Below are 21,341 nucleotides of genomic sequence, written 5' to 3'. Positions count from 1 at the left end.
ATGAATAAGATCATAACAAGATTGCCTATATGTTTTTCAGTGCTTTTTTTAAGTATTGTGTTCTCTTTTAATTCCTGTGATTCTTTTGTAGAAGTGGAACTTCCTAAATCACAGCTGACTGCCGCTAAAGTTTTTGAAGATAACATGACAGCAGATGCCGCAATGACCGATATCTATGCTAAAATTCGCGACAAAGGCCTCCTTACCGGAACACAATTGGGTATATCCAATTGTTTGGGAATTTATACTGATGAACTGAACTTTTATGGACCGCCATCCAATTCAGGAACGGGATTTTATACCAATACCATATTACCTTCCAATTCTATAATTTCTCTTTTTTGGAACAATTCGTACAATCAGATTTATGCTGCAAACGCAGTGCTTGAAGGTATTCAAGCTTCTAGTGCTTTGAATTCAAAAGAAAAAGCACAATTAGAAGGTGAAGCACATTTTGTTCGTGGCCTGCTCCACTTTTACCTCCTGCAACTTTTTGGCGACATACCTTATCTCTACTCTACCGATTACAAAGTAAACAGTACTGCCAAACGTATCCCGGAATATGAAATTTATAACAATGTAATATCAGATCTAAAAACTGCTGAAAAATTGCTTCCTATAACCTATCTCAATACGGAACGGATTCGTCCAAATTCATTTACCGCAAAAGCGCTGCTGGCAAGAGTTTATTTATACCAAAAAGACTGGGAAAATGCCGCAAAACTATCCACTGAAGTAATTGAAAATAAATCATTGTATGTTTTTGAAAATAATCCTGAAAAAGTTTTCCTGAAAAATTCAACAGAAACAATCTGGCAGTTCATCCCAAGTCTGGCAGGTAAAAACACCGATGAGGGAACCCTTTTCTATTTTGCTTCTGGACCACCGCAACTGGTAGCAATAAGCCAGTCTTTAATGGACTCCTTCACTGCAAATGACGCTCGTAAATTAAAATGGACAACTGCAGTAAGCAATGTTTCAGGAACATGGTACTACGCTTCTAAATATAAAGAAAATAAGTCTACTGCATCTTCAAAGGAATACTCTATTGTCCTAAGACTGACCGAACAATATTTTATAAGGGCAGAAGCTAGAACTCACTTGAATGATCATTTAGGCGCGAAGGAAGATCTCCATAAAATTATAAACCGTGCCGGCCTTGCTGATATTACTTCCTCTTCCAAAGAAGAAATCTTGTCAGCAATAGCAGAAGAAAGAAGAAAAGAACTTTTTACCGAATATGGGCATCGCTTTTTTGACCTTAAACGTAACAGCAAACTGGATATCACATTGGCTTCAAAACCAGGCTGGGAAACCACTGACCGTCTATTGCCTGTTCCGGAAACCGAATTTCTTGTCAATCCGAACCTTGGCTTTCAAAATCCTGGATATTAGACCATTTCCTATACACAAATTCTGATGAAAACACATTTTTATATAACCTTTAGATTACTCCGCCTTAAGGCCAACTTTATTTTAATATTTGTTTTGCAATTAGTAACCTGCTCTATTTGGGGGCAGGGTATGCAAAAAAAAATGCTTACCCCTGCAGATTATTCAAAATGGGGAAATTTAAACCTGAACAAAATAGATGACAGTGGCCAGTGGATCAGTTATAATGTATCCTATAAAGGGGGAGCAGATACTTTATTTATAAGGAATACGCAATCCTTACAAACTTATAGTTTCCCTTCAGGCAACAGAGGGGAATTTATAGCTTCATCCTTTTTCATTTACAATAATTCTGAAGGGCTTCAACTATTTAATCTAAATGGTTGCAGTCCAGAAACCATAGCCAATGTGAATAGTTATGTTTATTCTCCTGAAGCAAAACGCCTTCTTATTTTAATTGCTGACAATCAAAAAAAAAGCACATTGATTATTCGAGACCTTACAGGAACTTCGCAGGACCGCATTGATGGAGTACATGATTTTCTTTTAGCTCCTAATAATAAAAAAGTATTGTATACCGTAAGAACAAACAAGCAGGAAAATCAAGTATATATTCTAGATCTTTTTAAAAAGAACTTCAAAAAAATGATTTGGAAGGACAAGGGTAATTTTAGTGACCTTACCTGGCATAAAGGAAATCAGGCAGTCGCTTTCATTGAGGAAGCAGCAAATAAAGACAAGTCAGAAAATAATATAATCTATTATGACATCAAAAGTGAAAAAATATACAGCTATACATCTATAGATATGCAAAAATCTTTTGGTGATTCGCTCTATATATTTTCTTCAAGATATAAATTGAAAATCTCTGATACTAAACAGCAGGTCTTCTTTGAAGTGTGCCACAAAAAAAAATCTGAAAACGATACAAAACTATCAGATGTTCAAATTTGGAACGGCAACGATAAATGGGTTTACCCAATGGAGGAATTAGAAAAATTATCCAATAGACCCTTTGTTGCAAGATGGTCTCCGTCAAGTAACCAAAGCATGCTTATTTCTAATAATTCCCTGCCAGAGATTATGCTCACAGGCAATCAGAATTTTGCCCTTCTTTCTAATAAAAAACAGTATGAACCACAATTAGTCTACGAAGGTCCTCGGGATTTTTATCTCTTTGATATTTCTGCTGGTAAAAGAAATCTGCTAGTGAGCTCGCAGTCAGGATTTCCTAACTATATTATTCCCTCTCCCAGCGGTAGGTACATTTCTTATTTTTCTCAAAAAAACTGGTGGATTTATGATACTGTAAAGCAGACGCATACCAATATTACTGGGCATATCGGACAGCCATTTTTTCACAATGAACAGGAATTACCAAAAAATATTGAAGCTTATCCCACTTTAGGATGGACGGCTGGAGATAAGCAAATAATCCTTTGTGATGCGTATGATATTTGGGCAATTAGTCCTGATGGTACTTTAGCAAAAAGGCTGACCAAAGGTCGTGAGACCCATACCAGATTTAGATGGCCTGGATATAAATACCGCGTATCAACTCAAAAAAATTATGATGGAAGCATGCACAGGACAATAGATCTCAAGAAAGGGCTTCTATTAGAATCCAGCAACCAACAAGGACATTCCGCTTATTATAAATGGACTCCTGACTATATTGAAAAATTAGTATTCTCAACCGATAGTAATTTGAATCAATTGATGATGTCCGATGATGGAAATACGTTTGCATACCTTGAACAGAGTCATGCTCTTTCTCCTAAAGTAATGCTCTACAACAGAACTAGAAAAGAAATTAAAACTGTCTATGAAAGTAACCCGCAGCAAAAACAATTTTATTGGGGAGTGTCAAAAATGATTCAATACAAAAATAGTAAAGAGAAACTTTTACAGGGCGCATTATATTATCCGGCTGATTATAATCCTGACAAAAAATATCCAATGATTGTTTTGATTTATGAAAAATTATCACAAGACCTTCATAGATATACTAATCCTTCGCAATATACTGGTGACGGGCAATTCAATATTACTACTTTTACAACACAGGGCTATTTTGTATTGGCACCTGACATATCGTACGAACTTGGCAACCCTGGTATAGCTGCAACGGACTGTGTAGTATCAGCAACAAAAGAGGCAATAAGAATGGGGTTCATAAAGCCAGATAAAATTGGACTTATTGGGCATTCCTTTGGAGGCTATGAAACAGATTTCATTATTACTCAAACTGATATTTTTGCGGCAGCTGTAGCTGGCGCCGCGGTTACAGACCTCGCCAGCTTCTATTTGACATTAGGATGGAACACGGGAAGACCTGACATGTGGAGGTTTGAGACACAACAGTGGCGAATGGGCAAATCCCTATACGATGATAAGTACGGATATGAAAGAAATTCTCCTATAACACATGCGCAGAATATTACAACTCCCCTGCTATCATGGTCAGGAAATGTTGACTTTCAGGTAAATTGGAGTCAAAGCGTTGAATTCTATCTTGCTTTGCGCCGTCTAAACAAAAAAAATATTTTACTTCTGTATCCAAACGAAGGTCATTCACTTAAAAAAAGTAAAAATCAGAAAGACTTATCGATTCGTATACATGAATGGTTCGATTTTCATTTAAAGGATGTGACACCTGCTGAATGGATAAAAAAAGGAATTCAATAGCAATTAACAATAGATAGCAATGCAGTCCTAAATGAACTGCATTGCATTTTTTAAAAATTCTAAAACTATTGTGGACGATACAGTTCTCTTACACAGATAGTTTCACCGTCTTTGATAAATGCCTGAGGTTTAGTATCGTCATCATCTACATGACAAGTCTGACCTCCGTCATCGGAACACAGCACTTCTACACTACAGGGTGCGCCAGGCATTGAAGCATAACCCGTTACGGGAGCATCAATTTTTGAGGCACTCTGCATCGATGTGGTTGCGAAGGCACCTAAAATTCCCAATACAAAAACTGCAAAGGGCGTAATTGGTTTTAAATTTATCGGTTTCATAACATTATAATTTAAAGATTAAATGATCTACTTTTTTCTTCAGGTGTTCGATCTTTTGCCTGCTATCGGGCCCGATATATTTTAGATGCGTCAGAACTTTATTTCCGACACACCTTTAATTTCATTTTTAAGCTTTTCATTCAGTTCATAGATAACCAGTTTAGTATCGATAAGTGCATAAAGATGGCTAGCGGTAACCATAAAACTTCGAAGCTTTTTATTCTCATTCTCATAAACATGAAAACTAAATAAATATGCTTTCTTATTAAGGTCATACACATCAATTACCGAGGCTTCTTCCCATACTCTTTCATGTTCATAACGCCCTGGAACATTAGAGTTCACAAAAAGTAAATGACTATAGACGCTACTATATCCATTGACAGTTAAGGCAGGTACTGCCATAGTTCTTTCTGTCTTATTTTTGAGATAGGCAACTTTTATTTGGGCATGGGATATAGTATCAATAGTATTGGAACGATAATCCAATTTGCCATTTTCCTCTGCCACTATATATTGGTTTCGGTAGTTGTAGATATATATAATTTTTTTCATTTCAGCACTGTAATGCAGCATTCCGTCCGTATCAAATATACCATCAATTTGCTTTTGTAATAACTGTGGCGCCAATTGAGTTTTTGCATTGGAACTATTAAAAATGCCCAATACATTGTTTTTGTTTATTTTTCTGTTACCCCTAAAAACAATCCGACAGCTGTCTATAGGAACGGCAACATTAAAGTACGGAGGTCTGTGTTTTTGTAAGGATGCTTTCCAATCACTGATTTGTCCGCTGAAAATAACCGGCGACCTTCCGTCCAAAATATAAAAATAAGGAGGGCGAACGGCTATTTTCAGTGTTTGAAATGCGAAGCTTTTGCGGTCAAAAGTAGCCCTGATTTTTTGCTGTTTGAGTTTAGAATCGATTGATAACAGAAACAACGGAACAGTTGTGTTTCCAAGATATATTTTCCCATCACCTGACCCTGCAAAGTAGTACGAATTATATTTTAAGTCGATTGTGTGTTTAAGTGTAACAGGATGATGCGGATAACGCCGTATAAATGGGTTTTTATGATGCATCATTTCTTCAGATAAAAGAAATAAAACAACAACAATGACAGTACCTCCCACAGTACTTACAAATAATTGGACTGAATAAGATAGTCCCCATTTATTTGATTTTACATATGTTTGTTTATGATGCAGCCAGAGTGCTATTCCGCCCATTGCAACAAAGAAAACATTGAACAACAAATGTTGTTTCCAACTCATTTTTTCTAATATTCCACCACACGAACATGGTAAAAAGGAGCTATAATTCAGCATGATGAAAATATAGGCTGTAAACATTGACATCAGACAAAAACCGGCATAAAGTGCTTTAATTTTTGTTTTGGGAATCAGCAGAAAAAAGACAATTGTAAATTCAACTATCAGTACAATCCAAGAAATCCAAGCTGCAAAAGCACTTAACAAAGGAGATTGGCCTAACTCTACCTGAAACTTTTCAAAATCAAGCCCTTTATTCATTGCTGCATATACAAAAAGAAATAAATACAGCATGCAGATTGTATCTACCGTATTTTTTTTAAATCTCATGTTTGCTTTAAAGTTCATTGTTAATCAATTTAAATTCAGTGTTGTAAAATTCTGAATTCCAACTCAATAACACTTATACTATCGGGAGCAAAAATTAACTAAGAAGGATTAAGGCCATGTAAAGGGAAAAGACCGCCTATTTTACCTCTGCCGAGTTCTTTAGGAGAAAATCCAAACTGCTTTTTAAATGATTTGGAAAAATTAGGATAACTGTTAAACCCGTTCATAAATGAAATATTCTTCAGGGGAATATCGGTCTGCTCTATCATCAGGTAGGCTCTTTTGAGTCGCTGCTCTGTATAAAATTTATATATGCTTGTATGGAAAAAATGCCTGAATCCGTCTTTAAGCTTAAAATCATTTGTACCGAACTGTCTTGCCAGTTCCTTAATAGACGGTAATGGTTCTGTCAAATTTGCTAAAATGTAATCATAAACCCGCTGCAGCATTCGCGCTTCAGTCTGTCCGAAATTAGGGTGTCTGACTTCTTTTATCTGCAAAGATTCCGAAGCAGTTTCATTAACCTGGAGAAAGGGTGCCACAAAGCTTAGAACAAAATGCTTTCCATCCGATAACCTAGATACGGAGCACTCGGCATCAACAGTCAGCTTTTTGTTTGTTATAAAATCAAGTGTAATAATTTCACCTGCCAAAAGCATTTCTTCCGCTTGTTTTCTCATACTGTCTGATATATCGCTTATGTCAATGTTTAGGAAATCACGTATCGGCCGTCCGAGCATTTCCGCTGCATTGTATCCCAAAATTTCCAATGCACCCTGATTTATATTTTTTATGTGATGTTTTTCATCCAGAATAAAAGTTGCAGGCATTAACATCCTGTGAGTAATATAAGGATTCACAAAACCGGAATGAAAGGCAGACTCTTTAAGTTCCTCTGCCACCATATTTACCAGGACAACAAGAGTTTCAATTTCATCATCATAATTACTCAGGGGAATCTGGTTATTGAAATTGCCCCTTGCCATCTCAAATAACATCTTCTGCATGGATATCATCCGTCTGCGGTTGTGGGGTCTTTTCATCGGTCCTGATTTTAGTTATACCTATTACTCTTTGACTTCTTCATCACCTAATAAAACTTTTAAGATAATCCAGCGCCTCCTCCCTAATTGTAAAAATTCTTGTAGGCACTGAAGGTCTGCTGATTTCCAGATAAAAAGTGCTCATAGTAATCGAAACATTTTCACTGCCGATAAGAGCGACTGCTTTTGCAAGCATTGAACCGGATTTGGCGAGATAATCCCTAGCCGCTTTATCAATCGAAGCTATGCCTCTGGTATCACAGAAGACAGGAAAATGCCGTTCGTTTTGAAATGCAATCCTGTCAGCTACGACACGCATAGCCACTTCTAAGTCAATTGCCGTTCTTGGCTTGTATTCGAAAAAAAGGATTCCATCCTCAATCCAAAACCTAGCGTTTTGATTCTCATAAGATTCATGTGCTGCAATCATGTCTTATCAGTTTAAATTATGGGATTGTAATTTAACAAAAATATAAAGATAAATAAACATAATAATTGCTAATTGTGGATTATTTCTTGTAAAAACATCAAATTCGTTGCTAAATCGGGAACAAAACTTGCCTTATTGGGAGTAAAATTTCATAAAACAAAAATATTTCCATTTTTTATAAAGAATTTTAGACCACTGTTTATCAGATAGTTAAATATCACAAAGTCTAAACCAAATAAATCTTAAAAAAAATGGCAAAAATAAAACACAACAATTTTATTGATACAGTCGACACTGTTTTTGCAAATGCGAAAGAAAAAGGCCTGCTGCACTTATATAGTGAAGATGAAAATCTAAGCGGACGAACCGTAAAAATCAAAGGAAATGAAATGCTCCATTTTGGCACTACAGGATATCTTGGACTGGAACAGGATCTAAGGCTTAAAGAGGCCGCAATAAGCGCGATAAGCAATTATGGGACACAGTTCCCTCTTTCTAAAACTTATCTTTCTCATCCGTTATATGCCGAACTGGAAAACAAGATTGAGAAGATGTACAATATACCGCCAATCATAACTAAAAACAGCACCCTTGGACATATGGCAGTAATCCCTACCCTTATACGGGATGAAGATGCCGTTATTATAGATCATCAGGCGCACTGGAGCGTGCAGAATGCCTGTCAGCTTCTTAAGCTCAGGGGAATACCGGTGGAGATGATACGCCACAATAACCTTGAAATGCTTGAAGACAAAATTCGGGCGCTGCTTGGAAGATCTGGTAAAATATGGTACATGGCCGACGGTGTTTATTCCATGTATGGAGATTATTCACCGGTACAGGAGCTGCTTAGGCTAACCCAGCAGTATCCGCAGCTTCATCTCTATTTTGATGATGTCCACGGGATGAGCTGGAAAGGAAAAAATGGCACAGGCTTTATTTTTGACGCCATTGGAACGCTGGAAGAGAACATTTTTGTTGTCAGCACGCTGAGCAAGACATTTGGCGCGAGTGGCGCTACCTTTTTCTGCAGTGATCCTAAATTACGCGAGAAGATTAAAACTTTTGGCGGTCCCCTTACCTTCTCCGCCCAGCTTGAACCTGCCTCAGTTGCGGCTGCCATTGCATCATGCGACATACATCTTTCCCCTGAAATTTATGAGCGTCAAGCTGAACTTGCCAAGAAAACAGAGCTGTTCAGCTCGCTGCTTTCAAACAGCGGCATGCCGCTGGTCTCTGTAAACGATTCTCCGGTTTTCTTTCTTGGAATGGGGACACCTGCCACTGCTTACAATTTTACAAAGCGCCTCTTCTCTGAGGGATTTTACCTCAACCTTGGCATATACCCGGCAGTCCCCATTAAAAATACAGGAATCCGTATCACAATATCCGCACACAACCAAAATGAGGATATAACTGAACTTGCCCATGCAATAGGGAAACACTTCCACAAAGCAGTGGAAGAAACAGGAAGCAGTGAACAAAAGATACGGCAGGCTTTTAGAATGGATATTACAGGGACGCTGCCTGCTAAAAAACAGCAGGAAAAAATGCTGCAGATGAAAGAAGTATGCACAATATCAGACATAGAAAAACAGGAATGGAATAGGCATCTGGGCGCTTACAATATATTTGACTGGGAAGGCATGCAGTATCTGGAACAAACATTCTCCGATAGTCAGGACCCAGCCAATAAATGGGATTTCTTTTACTATATAATCCGCGACCAGAATATGCAGGTGGTTTTAATGACCTTCTGCACACTGGGTTTCTGGAAAGATGATATGCTGGCAACGGAATCCGTATCAAGGCATCTCGAAGAAATTAGACTTACAGAACCAATGCATATGACTTCCAAAGTATTGAGCACCGGCTCATTGTTTACTGAGGGACAGCACTGCTTTATTGACAAAGGCCATCCTCTGGCACAGCATTCAATTGAAATGCTGCTGAACAGGCTGGAAGAATCATACAATGAATTGTCAGCCGATATGCTGGTTCTGCGTGATTTTGAAAATGGATTTCAGTGGGATGAAATGATAAGAAACCAAGGATATTTTAGGATCGATATGCCGGAATCCTGTATTATTGAAAATAAACACCTCCTTGAATTTGATAATTATGGCTCTGCTCTTTCGCCACGTTCGCGCCAGCATTTCAATAGGGAAATAGTAAAGTTTGAAAAATTCTATAATGTTGAAATAAAAGATTTTCTCAATGAGGAAGAATTAAGCAGGGCCTACCAGCTCTTCTGCAATGTAAAGAACCGTAATCTGGCCATCAATAACTTTACGTACAGCAGGGAAGTATTCAAAAATATGAACAGCTGTAAAAACTGGGAGTTTATAATTCTAACACTCAAAACGGCAAAACCAGGCGATATCACCGGAATAATGTTCTGCTACAAAAATTCATCCCTTGTATATGTTCCCGAACTTATAGGAATGGATTATACTGCCAGCGCTGGTTATAATCTTTACAGACAGCTTCTATACCAAACGATCAAAAGAGCACGAGAGCTTAAAATTTCAAGAATAGATTTCGGTATATCGGCCACTTTCGAAAAGAAAAAAATTGGCGCTGACGTAATACCAAAAGTAGCTTATATGCAGTCCAGAGATAACTACGCTATGGAACTCATGCAGATGCTGCAGAACGAAAATAAAGCTGCACGCTGAGAAATAATGCAATCTAAATTCCAATGAAAAGTGATGATTTAAACCTCTAGGGCAATTGCCCCCGCTTTTCCTTGTTCTTAAATATCTAAATTCTGTTGCCATGACAAGATCTACATGTGAGAAAACACTTCAGGTAATTCGCAAAGCGGAACAGGAATTCAGCTTAGATCCTGAACACATTATTGAAAAATCCTATCACATGACTACCGTGCTTCGAAGTCTGCTCTCTACGGTCAAGAAAAATGTCATAGAAAAAGGATTCTCTGATGAGAAGGAAGAAATTAATTTTTTTAAAAACGTAAAGCCTGAGATTCTTGGAAAATTGATCTTTTACAACAAGGTTTTCCGCATTGAAGCATCATGTCCTTTTGTAAGCGGCAAAATGCATCACAAGCATTACTCCAATGAGCTTAACCTTTTAAAACAGGAATTTAAAGATCAGTTTTACAATACTGATTTCTACCGCTACTACCGGACGGGAAGGACCGAATGGGACCATCATTTTTTTTGCTTGGGCAAAATAGACCTTCATGAAGGGGTAAGCAGTTTCGTTTTTGAAATTGATACGGATTTTTCCACTTATTACGATTACAAGGTTGCACGCATAATCGCAAATGAACTTCTTTATGAATACCTTCTTTCCAAAATTGAACCTGATAAAGATGAAATCATGCTTTTTGCCCAAGACAGCAACACATCCAGGGATTTCTTCTGGACTGATTCTAAAAGTGCGCTAATAGAACTCATATATGCGCTGCATGCTTCAGGCTGCATTTCACATGGAAAAGCAGGCATTCGAAAAATCAGCAAGGTTTTCCAGCTGCTTTTTAGGATTCAATTGGGTGATGTCCACCACGCCTTTCATAGGATGAAAGACAGAACAGACAGCAAAAGTATTTTTCTGGACCAGCTTAAATCGTCATTAAAACAGCATATGGAGAAAGAAATTTAACTTGCCAATTATGAGTCAATTAGTGCCAAGGGACAGGCAATTGGCAATTTCTCTTTTGCTTCCTCCCATTCTTTAACAAAAAGCTCTAAGGTCATTAAAAACGACTGTTTTTTCACGAATCTAAAAATGTTAAAATAATCTTAAATCCTAGATTTACATTGGCAGGCATTGGCAGTAAAAAATATTCATTCCATACAACTTTGCATTATGAAACTGCATGAGGCAGAATCTAGAGTATTAATGCAAAACAATTCAATATGAACCTAGACCGAATCGAATTCCTATCATGGATGGAGCGAATTATAGAGCGTTTTGATCTTCTAAGCCAGCATATTAGTGAAGTTGACAAAAAACGTGCAAGCGTTGATGGAGAAGAACTTTTAGATAATCAGGATATTTTACAAATGCTTAAAATAAGCGGGCGTTCGCTGCAGCGATACCGATCATCAGGTAAACTCCCGTATTACACAATCAGCGGTAAAATATATTACAAACTATCTGATGTACATCAATTTATAAGAGACAGCTTTACTGCACGCTTGACCAAAACACCCGCCGGCGAATGAAATAGGATGCCAAAGAATTCCACTTATCAATCAATAAGGATGGCATCTTTTAATTTCGGCACAGAATTTTAAAAAGATGATTATGAGCGAAAAAAAAATAGATTCAATAAAAGCTGCTGAACAATTATCGGATATCCTTCTGGTATTTGATAAAGATAAAAAGAAAATTCAGGCAGTAACGGGAGTGGACCAAAATGGAAATTTGGAAACAGTAGACCCTACAAAAAAAAATCAGAACCAATTTATGCGGGTCGACAGGCAGGGTGATCTGTTTTCGAACTTCTTTTCTAATTTTTTCAGCCAGCTGCGGAATCCTACCAATTTCATGTTTTTCAAGGTCCCCGCACCATTGGCTGTAAATGCGGCCAAAGAATTGGAGAAACAAATTATTAATCCAAAGCCTGAGTTTGCAGAGATAATGAAGCAGAATGAGATTAAGACTGAAGAAATAAAAAATAATAAACACGAAAATAAAAATAGTATGGAAACAACACAGACAAATCCGGAAACAGGTGAATACAAATATAAACCGGAACAGATTGATTGGGAAACATTAAACCATCTGGGATTAGGCAAAGAGAAACTTGAAAAAATGAACCTTTTAGATTCCTTGTTAAAGGGATACAAAACAAATGAACTTGTACCTGTTACCCTTAATCTGGGCACTGCCGTTTCGCGCATGGATGCCCGTTTATCCCTTAGGGCAAGTGATGAAGGAGAAGTTGTTCTTATTATTCACGGCATTCGAAAAGCCCCGAACCTAAACTACCCTTTCTTTGGGCACGAGTTCACCAAGGAAGATAAAGATAATCTTCTGCAGAGCGGCAACATGGGACGTATCGTTAATTTGGTTAATCCGAGAACCGACGAGATAATGCCTTCTTTGATTAGTTTAGATCGACTAACCAATGAGATAGTCGCACTAAAAACCGATTTCATTAAAATCCCTGACGAGATAAAAGGAGTAAAACTAAGCGATGATCAAAAGCAGACCCTGCAGGAAGGCAAAGCACTTCATTTAGAAGGAATGGTTTCAAAAAAAGGAACTGAGTTTGACGCAAACGTGCAGTTCAATGCGGACAAACGTTTTGTTGAGTTTATCTTTGACAGAAATGAACCGGTTAAACAGGTACAAGGAAATGGACAAAACCAATCCCAGGAAGCTCCAAAAACCTTTAGAGATAAAGAATTGGATAACGAACAATACCAAAAATTGAAAGACGGCCAGACTGTATATATCAGCGGACTGGTGGATAAGAAAGGTCAGGAATATAATGGCTATATCACCTTCAACAAGGAAACCTCTAAAACAGAATTTTCTTTTCAAAATCCAGATAAGCTAAAAGAACAGGTAAAACCTGCAGACGCTTATAAAACACAGACCGCAGTCAATTCTGAGGGAAAAACTAATGAAGCTACCAAAAACAGCAGCGAACCTTTGAAATCAGGACAAACAAATCCTGACAGCAAAAAACAGCAGGAGCAGCAGGAAGATTCCCAGGAAACCGCCAAATCGAAAGGACGTAAAATGTAATCTATCATGGTAACAGTTATTGCAGAAAAACCAAGTGTAGCAAGGGAAATAGCCAGCTTTTTAGGAGCTTTCGAAAAGAAAGAAGGCTATCTGACGGGTAATGGCTATTTTGTTACTTGGGCTTTCGGACATTTAGTGGGATTGGGAATGCCGGAAGATTATGGCATCTTGGGATTTGAAAAAAAAAGGCTGCCAATACTTCCCAATCCTTTTTTACTAACTGTCCGCAAAGTAAAGAAAGGTCAAGATTATACAGAAGATGCAGGTGCCCTGAAGCAGTTAAAAATTATTGGGCAAGTCATCGGAAAAAGCAAAAAAATTATTGCAGCTACCGATGCCGGGCGTGAGGGCGAATTGATATTCCGTTACATTTATGAATATCTGAAATGCAGTAAGCCGTTTGAGCGGCTGTGGATCAGCTCGATTACAGAAAGGGCCATCAGGCAGGGCTTTGAAAACCTAAAACCCGGAAGTGATTTTAACGGTTTATTTGAGGCTGCACAGGCCAGAAGCCGTGCTGACTGGCTCGTAGGAATCAATGCTTCGCAGGCACTTACCATTGCCATGGGTGAAGGAATTTATTCGCTTGGAAGAGTACAGACTCCTACCCTGGCCTTAATATGCAGGCGTTATCTCGAAAATAAAGATTTTTCCGTACAGCACTATTGGCAGATACAGTTATCTCATACCAGGGAGTTTATCGACTTTAAATGTCTTTCAAAAAACAAGTGGGAAGATAAAAAGTCTGCGGAAGATGCATTAAAATCTATCGAGAGAAATGGAAGCACTGCTATTGTCACATCGGTAGAGACCAAAATCCTGACTGAACAGCCGCCATTGCTATTTGATCTGACAGGCCTGCAAAAGGAAGCCAGCACAAAATTAAATTTATCGGCGGCAGAAACCCTTGAGATTGCCCAAATTCTGTATGAAAAAAAATTTATTACCTATCCACGTACCGGAAGTACCTACATTACTGAAGATATGTGGGAAGAAATATCCAAAATTCTAAGGGCTATGCAGAAGACCGAAACTTGGAACCAAGCTTTAGCTGGTGTGAAATGGGGAAATTTAAATAAACAAATCGTTAACGAGTTGAATGTTACAGACCATCACGGTCTGCTCATTACAGAAAAGTTCCCATCTGCATTATCAGCAAAAGAAAATGCCGTTTACAATATGATTGCCCTGCGGATACTTGAAGCAATATCACAAGCCTGTATCAAAGAGATTACTGGAGTATCCTTACAGGCTTTGCATTATGACTTTGCCTTGAAAGGCTCTAAAATTATAAAAACAGGATGGCGCTCCATCAAAGGCATTTTCTCTGATGATGATGCCGAACCTTTGCAGGTGCTGCCCGAACTGAAAAAGGGAAATGAACTCAAAATAAGGTATGCCTCTGCTCTGGAAAAAGCAACCAAACCTGCTTTGCTCTATACCGAAGCAGGTATTCTCTCAGCAATGGAAACTGCAGGAAAGCAGATAAAGGATGAGGTAGAGCGCAAAGCTTTACAAATTACAGGCATAGGTACGCCGGCTACAAGAGCCGCTATAATCGAATCTCTTTTTGCACGTAATTATATCCAAAGAGAAAAGAAACATCTTATACCCACAAGTAAAGGACTGCAGGTCTATCAGTTAATAAAATATAAGAAAATTGCTGATGCTGCAATGACTGCCCAGTGGGAATCAGCTTTACATAAAATTGAAAACAACCAGGTTAATTGCGCAGACTTCCAAATGGAAATAGAGACCTATACAAGAGCTATTACCACTGAACTGCTTGAAACTTCAATTGCAAAGCCCCATCGCCCTGAACTTTTATGTCCAAAATGCAAAAATCAGAACTTAATTATCAGGGACAAAATAGTCAAATGTCCAAGTAAATCCTGCAGCTGGCTGCTGTTTCGTAACGTGTGCGGTGTAGAATTAAGTCTATCCGACATTGAAAGTCTTGTAAATATAGGCAAAACTGCTCTTATCAAATCCTTGCAAACCAAAGCAGGAAAAAAGTTTGATGCCTACATTGTATTGAATAACAAGGCCCACAGTTCTTTTGAATTTGAAAATTTGAAAACTAAAAATAAATAATTTCCTGAACTGCGCTCTCATGGAATTACGGGAACTAAAGGATAGAATGAAACATTATTAGAGCACCAGAACACTTTTTCAAATAGTAGTTAACTATTTTCAGACTAGTTCTGGACATTGGCAGCATACTCTAAATTTTACGCACATAAAAAACATAAAAAATTAAATCATGGTACTACATAGTAAAGATCTATCCTATTACAGGCTGCGCCTGCAAGAATTGTTAAATACGAGCTTTCCTGAAAGAGCGCATGACATTCAATTTATTGACCAGCGTTCTTCTTGGGCAGCGAGTGCCTACGAAGGCGCTTTTATGGCAGGAAATCCGGTAAATCAATGCGATCAGATTGCACAGCATATTCTCTTTGAAGGGCTGCATTTCTCGAGTTTCGACACCATTTTTCAGGTAGTCTGCAGTGAATTCGATACCAGAATGGCTGACGAGGAACTTCGACCATTTTCCTTGAAGATGCTTAGTGTCTGTGCAGCTGTTTTTACAAACTACAAATTGACAGATGACTTTGCCTACAGCGCGGACTTTGACTTCCTCTATACCGAACTGACTGGAACGATAGCCATTTGGATAGAAGAAAATGGGCTTCAGTAAACGACTGCATCTGCAAGGCAATATTGAGGCACTGAGAATTGCTTTCAAGCTGGAAAGCGAGAATAGAAATGCCTCAACAGAAGAAAGACTGCTAATGATGCAATACAGCGGATTTGGCGGTCTTAAATTTGTGTTGTACCCGGCACAATACCCAGCAGACATATCGCACTGGAAAAAAAACGAAGAGGAACTTTTTCCCCTTACTTTAGAACTCCACAAGCTCTTAAAAGAAAGCGCAGCTGATGAAAAACAGTATCGCAGTTATGTGGACAGCATGCGGAGTTCTGTGCTTACAGCATTCTACACTCCCCCCTTGGTTATCGATGCCATAGCGGATTCATTTGAAGAAAGCCAGCTGAAGATTCAGAAATTTCTGGAGCCCTCAGCCGGAAATGGCTCTTTTATTGAATCCTTTGCAAAGAATAATATCAGGCAGGCAGTAGCTTACGAAAAAGACCTGCTTACCGGTACCGTTTTAAAGCAGCTTTATCCAGATCATACAATCCGAATAAAGGGTTTTGAAGAAGTGCCTGAAAGGGAAAAAAGCAACTATGATATGATAGCCAGCAATATCCCTTTCGGAGATACCTCCATTTTTGACCTCTCCTATTCGAGAAGCAAAAACCAGGCAGAAAGACAGGCAGCCCAAAATATACATAATTACTTTTTGCTCAAAGGAAGCGATATGATCCGTGATGGAGGCATACTGGCTTTTATCACTCCACAAGGGGTATTGAACAGCCCTAAAAATGAAACCATCCGAAAGGAGCTCATGCAGGATAACAATCTTGTTTCAGCCATCAGGCTGCCCATCAACTTGTTTACTGAGTACGCCGGCACGGAAGTCGGAAGCGACCTGATTGTACTGCAAAAAAACACAAAAAAGCAAAGCCTGACCAGAGCCGAGGAACTCTTTTGCAAAAGTCTGACTCTGGACGACATTCCCGGCAACGCTATATTTACGGAAAGCACAAGAATTGTCCATACAAGCCGGACGCTGGGCACCGATCCTTATGGACGTCCTGCATTTATCTACACGCACCGGGACGGTGTGCAGGGAATAGCCAAAGACCTAAAACAAATGTTGTTGGAAGACCTCTCAATGCATCTGGACTTGGGGCTGTACAGAGAAAAACAGGAAGGCAGGCTTTCACTGCCCGAAAACACACAGCCTGATCCTCAAAAATTAATGCGCACTGCACAAGAGTCGTCCGTTTTTACCCCAAAAGAACCAAGCAGCGTTCCTGCTCAAAAAGAGGAAAGACAATTGACTATTTTTGATTTGTTCAAAGATATTGGAGAAAAAATTACCGGTGCTGCGCCTATCAAAAATAAAAAACAATATCCTAAAAGGAATAAGAGCAGTAATAAAAATCAACCGGACCTCTTTAGTGGTCTGAAGCAATCTGACACTGCGCAAGCTCCTAGCTCGTACAAAAATGAAAATACTCAAAATAATAAAAATAAACAGGCAAGTACAGGCGACCTGTTTTCCGGTTTGGAGGTACATGGAAAGCCAGAAAAGGTTCCGCAGAGCGGCACTATCCCACAACCTGCAATTTATTCCAAAGAGCTGCAGCCTTTTTACCGTAACAACTGCCTTGTAATTGATAAAGGATTGGTTGGTTATCTCAAAGATTTTGATGGTAATAAAAACGATGTAATGTTCCACCCTTTGCAGCTTCCAGCATTGCAGAAAGCAAGAACCGAGGCTTATATCAGTGTAAGAGATTCCTATCTTGATCTATATCAGAAAGAAGCCGTACTGCAAATCCAGCATAATGATGAAAGGGAAAACCTTAACAGGCTATACGATACTTTTATAAAAAGGTACGGTAAGCTCAACAGCGCAGAGAATATCAAACTTATCAAAACAGACAGTTCGGGAAAGGAAATCCTTTATCTGGAGCGTATTGTGGGCGGCATCGCACATAAGGCCGATATATTCCGCCATCCCGTTAGTTTTTCCATCACAACACTGGCAACCGACAATCCTGATGAAGCCTTAGCTGCATCGCTTAACAAATACGGCAATGTGGATTTGGACTACATGTCCAAGATCAGCGGTATGAACACCAGTGATTTGAAAGAAGCACTGCGCGGACAAATTTTTTATAATCCACTTCGAAGCGAGTTCGAAATATCCGAACGCTGGATATCAGGAAATATAGTAGAAAAAGCCCAGCAGGTAAAAACCTATCTGGAAAGTAATCCCAATGCTGTTGAATCCAAGGCAAGCCTTACTGCCCTGGAAGAAGCTTATCCACGACGCATTGAATTTGAAGAACTGGACTTTAACCTGGGCGAGCGCTGGATTCCAACGGACAAATATGCTGATTTCGCTTCCCAATTATTTGACACCAAAGTAAACATTCACTACTCTGAAAGCAGCGACGATTTTAATATTAGCTGCAGTGATAAGAATGTGCAGATACGCGATAAATATGCTGTCAAATCACAAAGCCGCACTTATGATGGAATTGCACTGCTCAAACATGCGCTGGTCAACACCACACCGGACATAACAAAAAACGTTACAATTGATGATAAGACAGTAAAAGTTCGTGATATGGAGGCCATACAGATGGCTAATACCAAAATTGATGAGATCCGTACTGCTTTTACCGACTGGCTGCACACGCAGGATAAAGATTTAAAAAAAGAGCTGACCAATCAGTACAACAATACTTTTAACTGTTTCGTCCGCCCGAGGTATGATGGAGGTCATCAGGATTTCCCGGGACTTGACAGAAAAGCATTAGGTATAGAAGATCTTTATTCCAGTCAAAAAGATGCAGTATGGATGATAAAACTTAATGGGGGTGCCATATGCGACCATGAAGTCGGTGCCGGCAAAACACTCATTATGTGCTGCGCCGCACAGGAAATGAAGCGGCTGGGAATGGTACATAAGCCCTTGATTATGGCACTTAAAGCTAATGTCCATGAAATTGCAGAAACATATCGAACCGCTTATCCTCATGCCAAAATTTTATACCCGGGTAAAGAAGACTTTACACCGCAAAAGCGCCAAAGAATTTTTGGAGACATTAAAAATAACGATTGGGATTGTGTAATACTCACGCACGACCAGTTCGGAATGATACCGCAGTCCCCTGAAATACAAAAAGAAATCCTGCAAACAGAGCTGCACAGCGTAGAGGATAACCTTGCGGCTTTGGAAGCGCAGGGAAATGAAATTTCCAGAGGAATGCTCAAAGGGGTTATAGTCAGAAAGCAAAATCTTGAAGTAAAGCTAAAAACACTTCAGCACGATATCGAAAACAGAAAGGACGATGTCGTGGATTTCAAGATGATGGGCATTGACCATTTGCTCGTAGATGAAAGCCATCGTTTTAAAAACCTGATGTTCAATACACGCCATGAGCGCGTTGCTGGTTTAGGCAATATGCAGGGAAGCCAAAAGGCATTGAACCTGCTGTTTGCCATCCGCACCATTCAGAATCACACCGGTAAAGACCTTGGGGTAACTTTTCTTTCCGGCACAACCATAAGCAATTCGCTCACTGAACTCTACCTGCTTTTTAAATACCTTCGCCCTCAGGCATTAGAAAAACAGGGTATTAATTGTTTTGATGCCTGGGCTGCTATTTATGCGAGAAAAACTACGGACTATGAATTCTCGGTGGCCAACAATATAGTCCAGAAAGAACGTTTCCGTTATTTTATAAAAGTTCCAGAGCTGGCCCAGTTCTATTCGGAGATTACAGACTACCGCACTGCCAGGGACATCGGTATTGACCGTCCAGAAAAGAAGGAGATACTTTACAATATACCGCCTACACCAGATCAGGAAGCCTTCATAAAAAACCTCATGGAATTTGCCAGAACAGGCAATGCGCTCTTACTTGGACGAGCGCCCCTATCGCAAAGCGAAGAGAAAGCTAAGATGCTCATTGCAACGGACTATGCCCGTAAAATGTCATTGGATCTGCGTATGGTTAGCGGCAAGTACGATGACCATCCCGATAACAAAGCATCACACTGCGCTGCCAATATTGCCAAATACTATAACAGGTTCAATGCGCAGAAAGGAACCCAGTTCGTATTTTCTGACCTGGGAACTTATAAGAGCGGTGTATGGAATGTTTATTCTGAAATCAAACGCAAGCTGGTGGAAGACCATGGTCTGCCTGCCCAAGAAATACGATTTATACAGGAAGCTAAAAATGACAAGCATCGCAAGGAGCTTATCAGCGGGATGAATGAAGGAAGAATTCGCGTGCTGTTTGGTTCTACTGACATGCTGGGAACAGGGGTAAATGCTCAGAAACGCGCAGTCGCCGTACATCATCTCGATACGCCGTGGCGGCCAAGCGATCTGGCACAGCGTGATGGCAGGGCAATCCGTAAAGGAAATGAGATTGCCAAGTTTTTTGCAGATAACAGCGTTGATGTTGTTATTTATGCCGTAGAAAAATCGTTGGACAGCTATAAATTCAATCTCCTGTACAATAAGCAGCTTTTTATTGACCAGTTAAAAAACAACAGCCTTGGAAAACGCACTATTGATGAGGGCAGCATGGATGAAAAGTCGGGTATGAATTTCTCTGAATATGTTGCGATACTATCAGGCAATACCGATCTTTTGGAAAAGGCAAAACTGGAAAAACAAGTTGGTGCCCTGGAAAGCGAAAAGCAGTCCTTCAGCCGTTCCAAATACAGCTCTAAATACAGGCTTGAAGATATTACAGTTAGCCTGGAATCTGCAAGCTCACGTTTTGAGCGTATGAGCCTTGATTACGAAAACTTACAAAAGCGCTTAGAAAAGCTTCCCGACGGTACAATTGCCAATCTGCTTCAGCTTGATGGTCTACCGGAAAATGCTGATTTAAAACAAATGGGAGAAAGGCTGAATGAGATTGCGCAGAAAACCCGCACTGGCGGCCAGTACGAAGAGATTGGCAGTCTATATGGTTTTTCAATACTGGTAAAAACTGAAATATCGCAAAAAGACGGTATTGATATAAAAATCAATCGCTTTTTGATACAGGGAGAAGGCAATATAAAGTACACCTACAACAATGGAATTATAGCCAAGGATCCTCACACAGCAGGCATGAATTTTTTAAATGCACTGGAAAAACTGCCGGGTTATATTGCACAGGAACAAAAGAAAATTAATGAACTGAAAAAGGATCTTCCTGTCCTTGAGGAAATGGTTAACAGCACATGGGCAAAAGAGAACAAATTGAGCGAACTTAAAACAGAATTAGCTGCTGTTGACAGGAAGATACATTTGTCTATTAGTACTGACAATAAAGAGCTTAATAATGAAGAACAGCTAAAAGCTACTAAAATCGACATTGCTCAAGCCCAAGAAAAATCTCCTGTACGCTTTAAGACTAGATGATAAGACTAGTTTACGCCAAGAATGATTTATGTTAAACAGT

The 21,341-nt window shown here is 39.2% G+C and carries 13 protein-coding genes; 9 read left to right on the top strand and 4 right to left on the bottom strand.

Annotation, left to right across the window (positions count from 1 at the left end):
• On the top strand, positions 1–1,395 hold the full coding sequence (locus ACFS3A_RS04055) for a RagB/SusD family nutrient uptake outer membrane protein (protein ID WP_379824061.1): 1,395 nt from the start codon (positions 1–3) through the stop codon (positions 1,393–1,395).
• A gap of 141 nt (positions 1,396–1,536) precedes the next feature.
• A complete protein-coding gene (locus ACFS3A_RS04050; RefSeq protein WP_379824060.1) occupies positions 1,537–4,080 on the top strand; it encodes an alpha/beta hydrolase family protein in 2,544 nt (847 codons plus the stop codon).
• A gap of 65 nt (positions 4,081–4,145) precedes the next feature.
• Here ACFS3A_RS04050 and ACFS3A_RS04045 read toward each other — a convergent pair whose 3' ends face one another.
• From ACFS3A_RS04045 to ACFS3A_RS04030, 4 genes are all read right to left on the bottom strand, one after another.
• Complete coding sequence (locus ACFS3A_RS04045) at positions 4,146–4,421, bottom strand: DUF6520 family protein (RefSeq protein ID WP_330911713.1); 276 nt, start codon at positions 4,419–4,421, stop codon at positions 4,146–4,148.
• A gap of 90 nt (positions 4,422–4,511) precedes the next feature.
• Positions 4,512–6,041, bottom strand: a complete 1,530-nt coding sequence (locus ACFS3A_RS04040; protein WP_330911714.1) for a MauE/DoxX family redox-associated membrane protein — start codon at positions 6,039–6,041, stop codon at positions 4,512–4,514.
• 80 nt (positions 6,042–6,121) lie between these two features.
• Positions 6,122–7,066 (bottom strand): helix-turn-helix domain-containing protein, encoded by a 945-nt coding sequence (locus ACFS3A_RS04035; RefSeq protein ID WP_379824059.1) that lies wholly within the window; start codon positions 7,064–7,066, stop codon positions 6,122–6,124.
• A gap of 43 nt (positions 7,067–7,109) precedes the next feature.
• A complete protein-coding gene (locus ACFS3A_RS04030) occupies positions 7,110–7,496 on the bottom strand; it encodes a DUF7793 family protein (protein ID WP_379824058.1) in 387 nt (128 codons plus the stop codon).
• Positions 7,497–7,747: 251 nt separating this feature from the next.
• Here ACFS3A_RS04030 and ACFS3A_RS04025 point away from each other — a divergent pair, with 251 nt between their 5' ends.
• From ACFS3A_RS04025 to ACFS3A_RS03995, 7 genes are all read left to right on the top strand, one after another.
• The gene (locus ACFS3A_RS04025; RefSeq protein WP_379824057.1) at positions 7,748–10,174 is read left to right on the top strand and encodes an aminotransferase class I/II-fold pyridoxal phosphate-dependent enzyme; all 2,427 of its coding nucleotides are present in this window, start codon (positions 7,748–7,750) and stop codon (positions 10,172–10,174) included.
• Positions 10,175–10,274: 100 nt separating this feature from the next.
• Positions 10,275–11,126 (top strand): RteC domain-containing protein, encoded by an 852-nt coding sequence (locus ACFS3A_RS04020; RefSeq protein WP_379824056.1) that lies wholly within the window; start codon positions 10,275–10,277, stop codon positions 11,124–11,126.
• A 257-nt stretch (positions 11,127–11,383) separates the two neighbouring features.
• Positions 11,384–11,692 carry a helix-turn-helix domain-containing protein gene (locus ACFS3A_RS04015; RefSeq protein WP_379824055.1) on the top strand — a complete coding sequence of 103 codons (309 nt, stop codon included), beginning with the start codon at positions 11,384–11,386 and terminating at the stop codon, positions 11,690–11,692.
• Between the two features lie 82 nt (positions 11,693–11,774).
• Positions 11,775–13,226: a DUF3945 domain-containing protein gene (locus ACFS3A_RS04010; protein WP_379824054.1), complete on the top strand. Its 1,452-nt coding sequence runs from the start codon at positions 11,775–11,777 to the stop codon at positions 13,224–13,226.
• Positions 13,227–13,232: 6 nt separating this feature from the next.
• Positions 13,233–15,320, top strand: coding sequence for a type IA DNA topoisomerase (locus ACFS3A_RS04005; protein ID WP_379824053.1), 2,088 nt, complete (start codon positions 13,233–13,235; stop codon positions 15,318–15,320).
• A gap of 169 nt (positions 15,321–15,489) precedes the next feature.
• The gene (locus ACFS3A_RS04000; protein ID WP_379824052.1) at positions 15,490–15,927 is read left to right on the top strand and encodes a DUF1896 domain-containing protein; all 438 of its coding nucleotides are present in this window, start codon (positions 15,490–15,492) and stop codon (positions 15,925–15,927) included.
• On the top strand, positions 15,914–21,301 hold the full coding sequence (locus ACFS3A_RS03995; RefSeq protein WP_379824051.1) for an N-6 DNA methylase: 5,388 nt from the start codon (positions 15,914–15,916) through the stop codon (positions 21,299–21,301). The genes ACFS3A_RS04000 and ACFS3A_RS03995 overlap by 14 nt, the downstream gene beginning before the upstream one ends.
• The last annotated feature ends 40 nt before the right edge of the window (positions 21,302–21,341 follow it).

It is taken from the genome of Flavobacterium notoginsengisoli, assembly GCF_042686225.1.
Taxonomy (GTDB): Bacteria; Bacteroidota; Bacteroidia; order Flavobacteriales; family Flavobacteriaceae; genus Flavobacterium; species Flavobacterium notoginsengisoli.
The sequence above is the reverse complement of the archived record's forward strand: the minus strand, read 5'-3'. Positions and strand labels throughout refer to the sequence as shown.

Excerpts from the sequence above, each read along its gene's own strand:
- ACFS3A_RS04055 (WP_379824061.1), top strand. The coding sequence starts at position 1 with ATGAATAAGATCATAACAAGATTGCCTATATGTTTTTCAGTGCTTTTT.
- ACFS3A_RS04000 (WP_379824052.1), top strand. The coding sequence starts at position 15,490 with ATGGTACTACATAGTAAAGATCTATCCTATTACAGGCTGCGCCTGCAA.
- ACFS3A_RS04025 (WP_379824057.1), top strand. The coding sequence starts at position 7,748 with ATGGCAAAAATAAAACACAACAATTTTATTGATACAGTCGACACTGTT.
- ACFS3A_RS04045 (WP_330911713.1), bottom strand. The coding sequence starts at position 4,421 with ATGAAACCGATAAATTTAAAACCAATTACGCCCTTTGCAGTTTTTGTA.
- ACFS3A_RS04050 (WP_379824060.1), top strand. The coding sequence starts at position 1,537 with ATGCTTACCCCTGCAGATTATTCAAAATGGGGAAATTTAAACCTGAAC.
- ACFS3A_RS04035 (WP_379824059.1), bottom strand. The coding sequence starts at position 7,066 with ATGAAAAGACCCCACAACCGCAGACGGATGATATCCATGCAGAAGATG.
- ACFS3A_RS04005 (WP_379824053.1), top strand. The coding sequence starts at position 13,233 with ATGGTAACAGTTATTGCAGAAAAACCAAGTGTAGCAAGGGAAATAGCC.
- ACFS3A_RS03995 (WP_379824051.1), top strand. The coding sequence starts at position 15,914 with ATGGGCTTCAGTAAACGACTGCATCTGCAAGGCAATATTGAGGCACTG.
- ACFS3A_RS04020 (WP_379824056.1), top strand. The coding sequence starts at position 10,275 with ATGACAAGATCTACATGTGAGAAAACACTTCAGGTAATTCGCAAAGCG.
- ACFS3A_RS04010 (WP_379824054.1), top strand. The coding sequence starts at position 11,775 with ATGAGCGAAAAAAAAATAGATTCAATAAAAGCTGCTGAACAATTATCG.
- ACFS3A_RS04040 (WP_330911714.1), bottom strand. The coding sequence starts at position 6,041 with ATGAACTTTAAAGCAAACATGAGATTTAAAAAAAATACGGTAGATACA.
- ACFS3A_RS04030 (WP_379824058.1), bottom strand. The coding sequence starts at position 7,496 with ATGATTGCAGCACATGAATCTTATGAGAATCAAAACGCTAGGTTTTGG.
- ACFS3A_RS04015 (WP_379824055.1), top strand. The coding sequence starts at position 11,384 with ATGAACCTAGACCGAATCGAATTCCTATCATGGATGGAGCGAATTATA.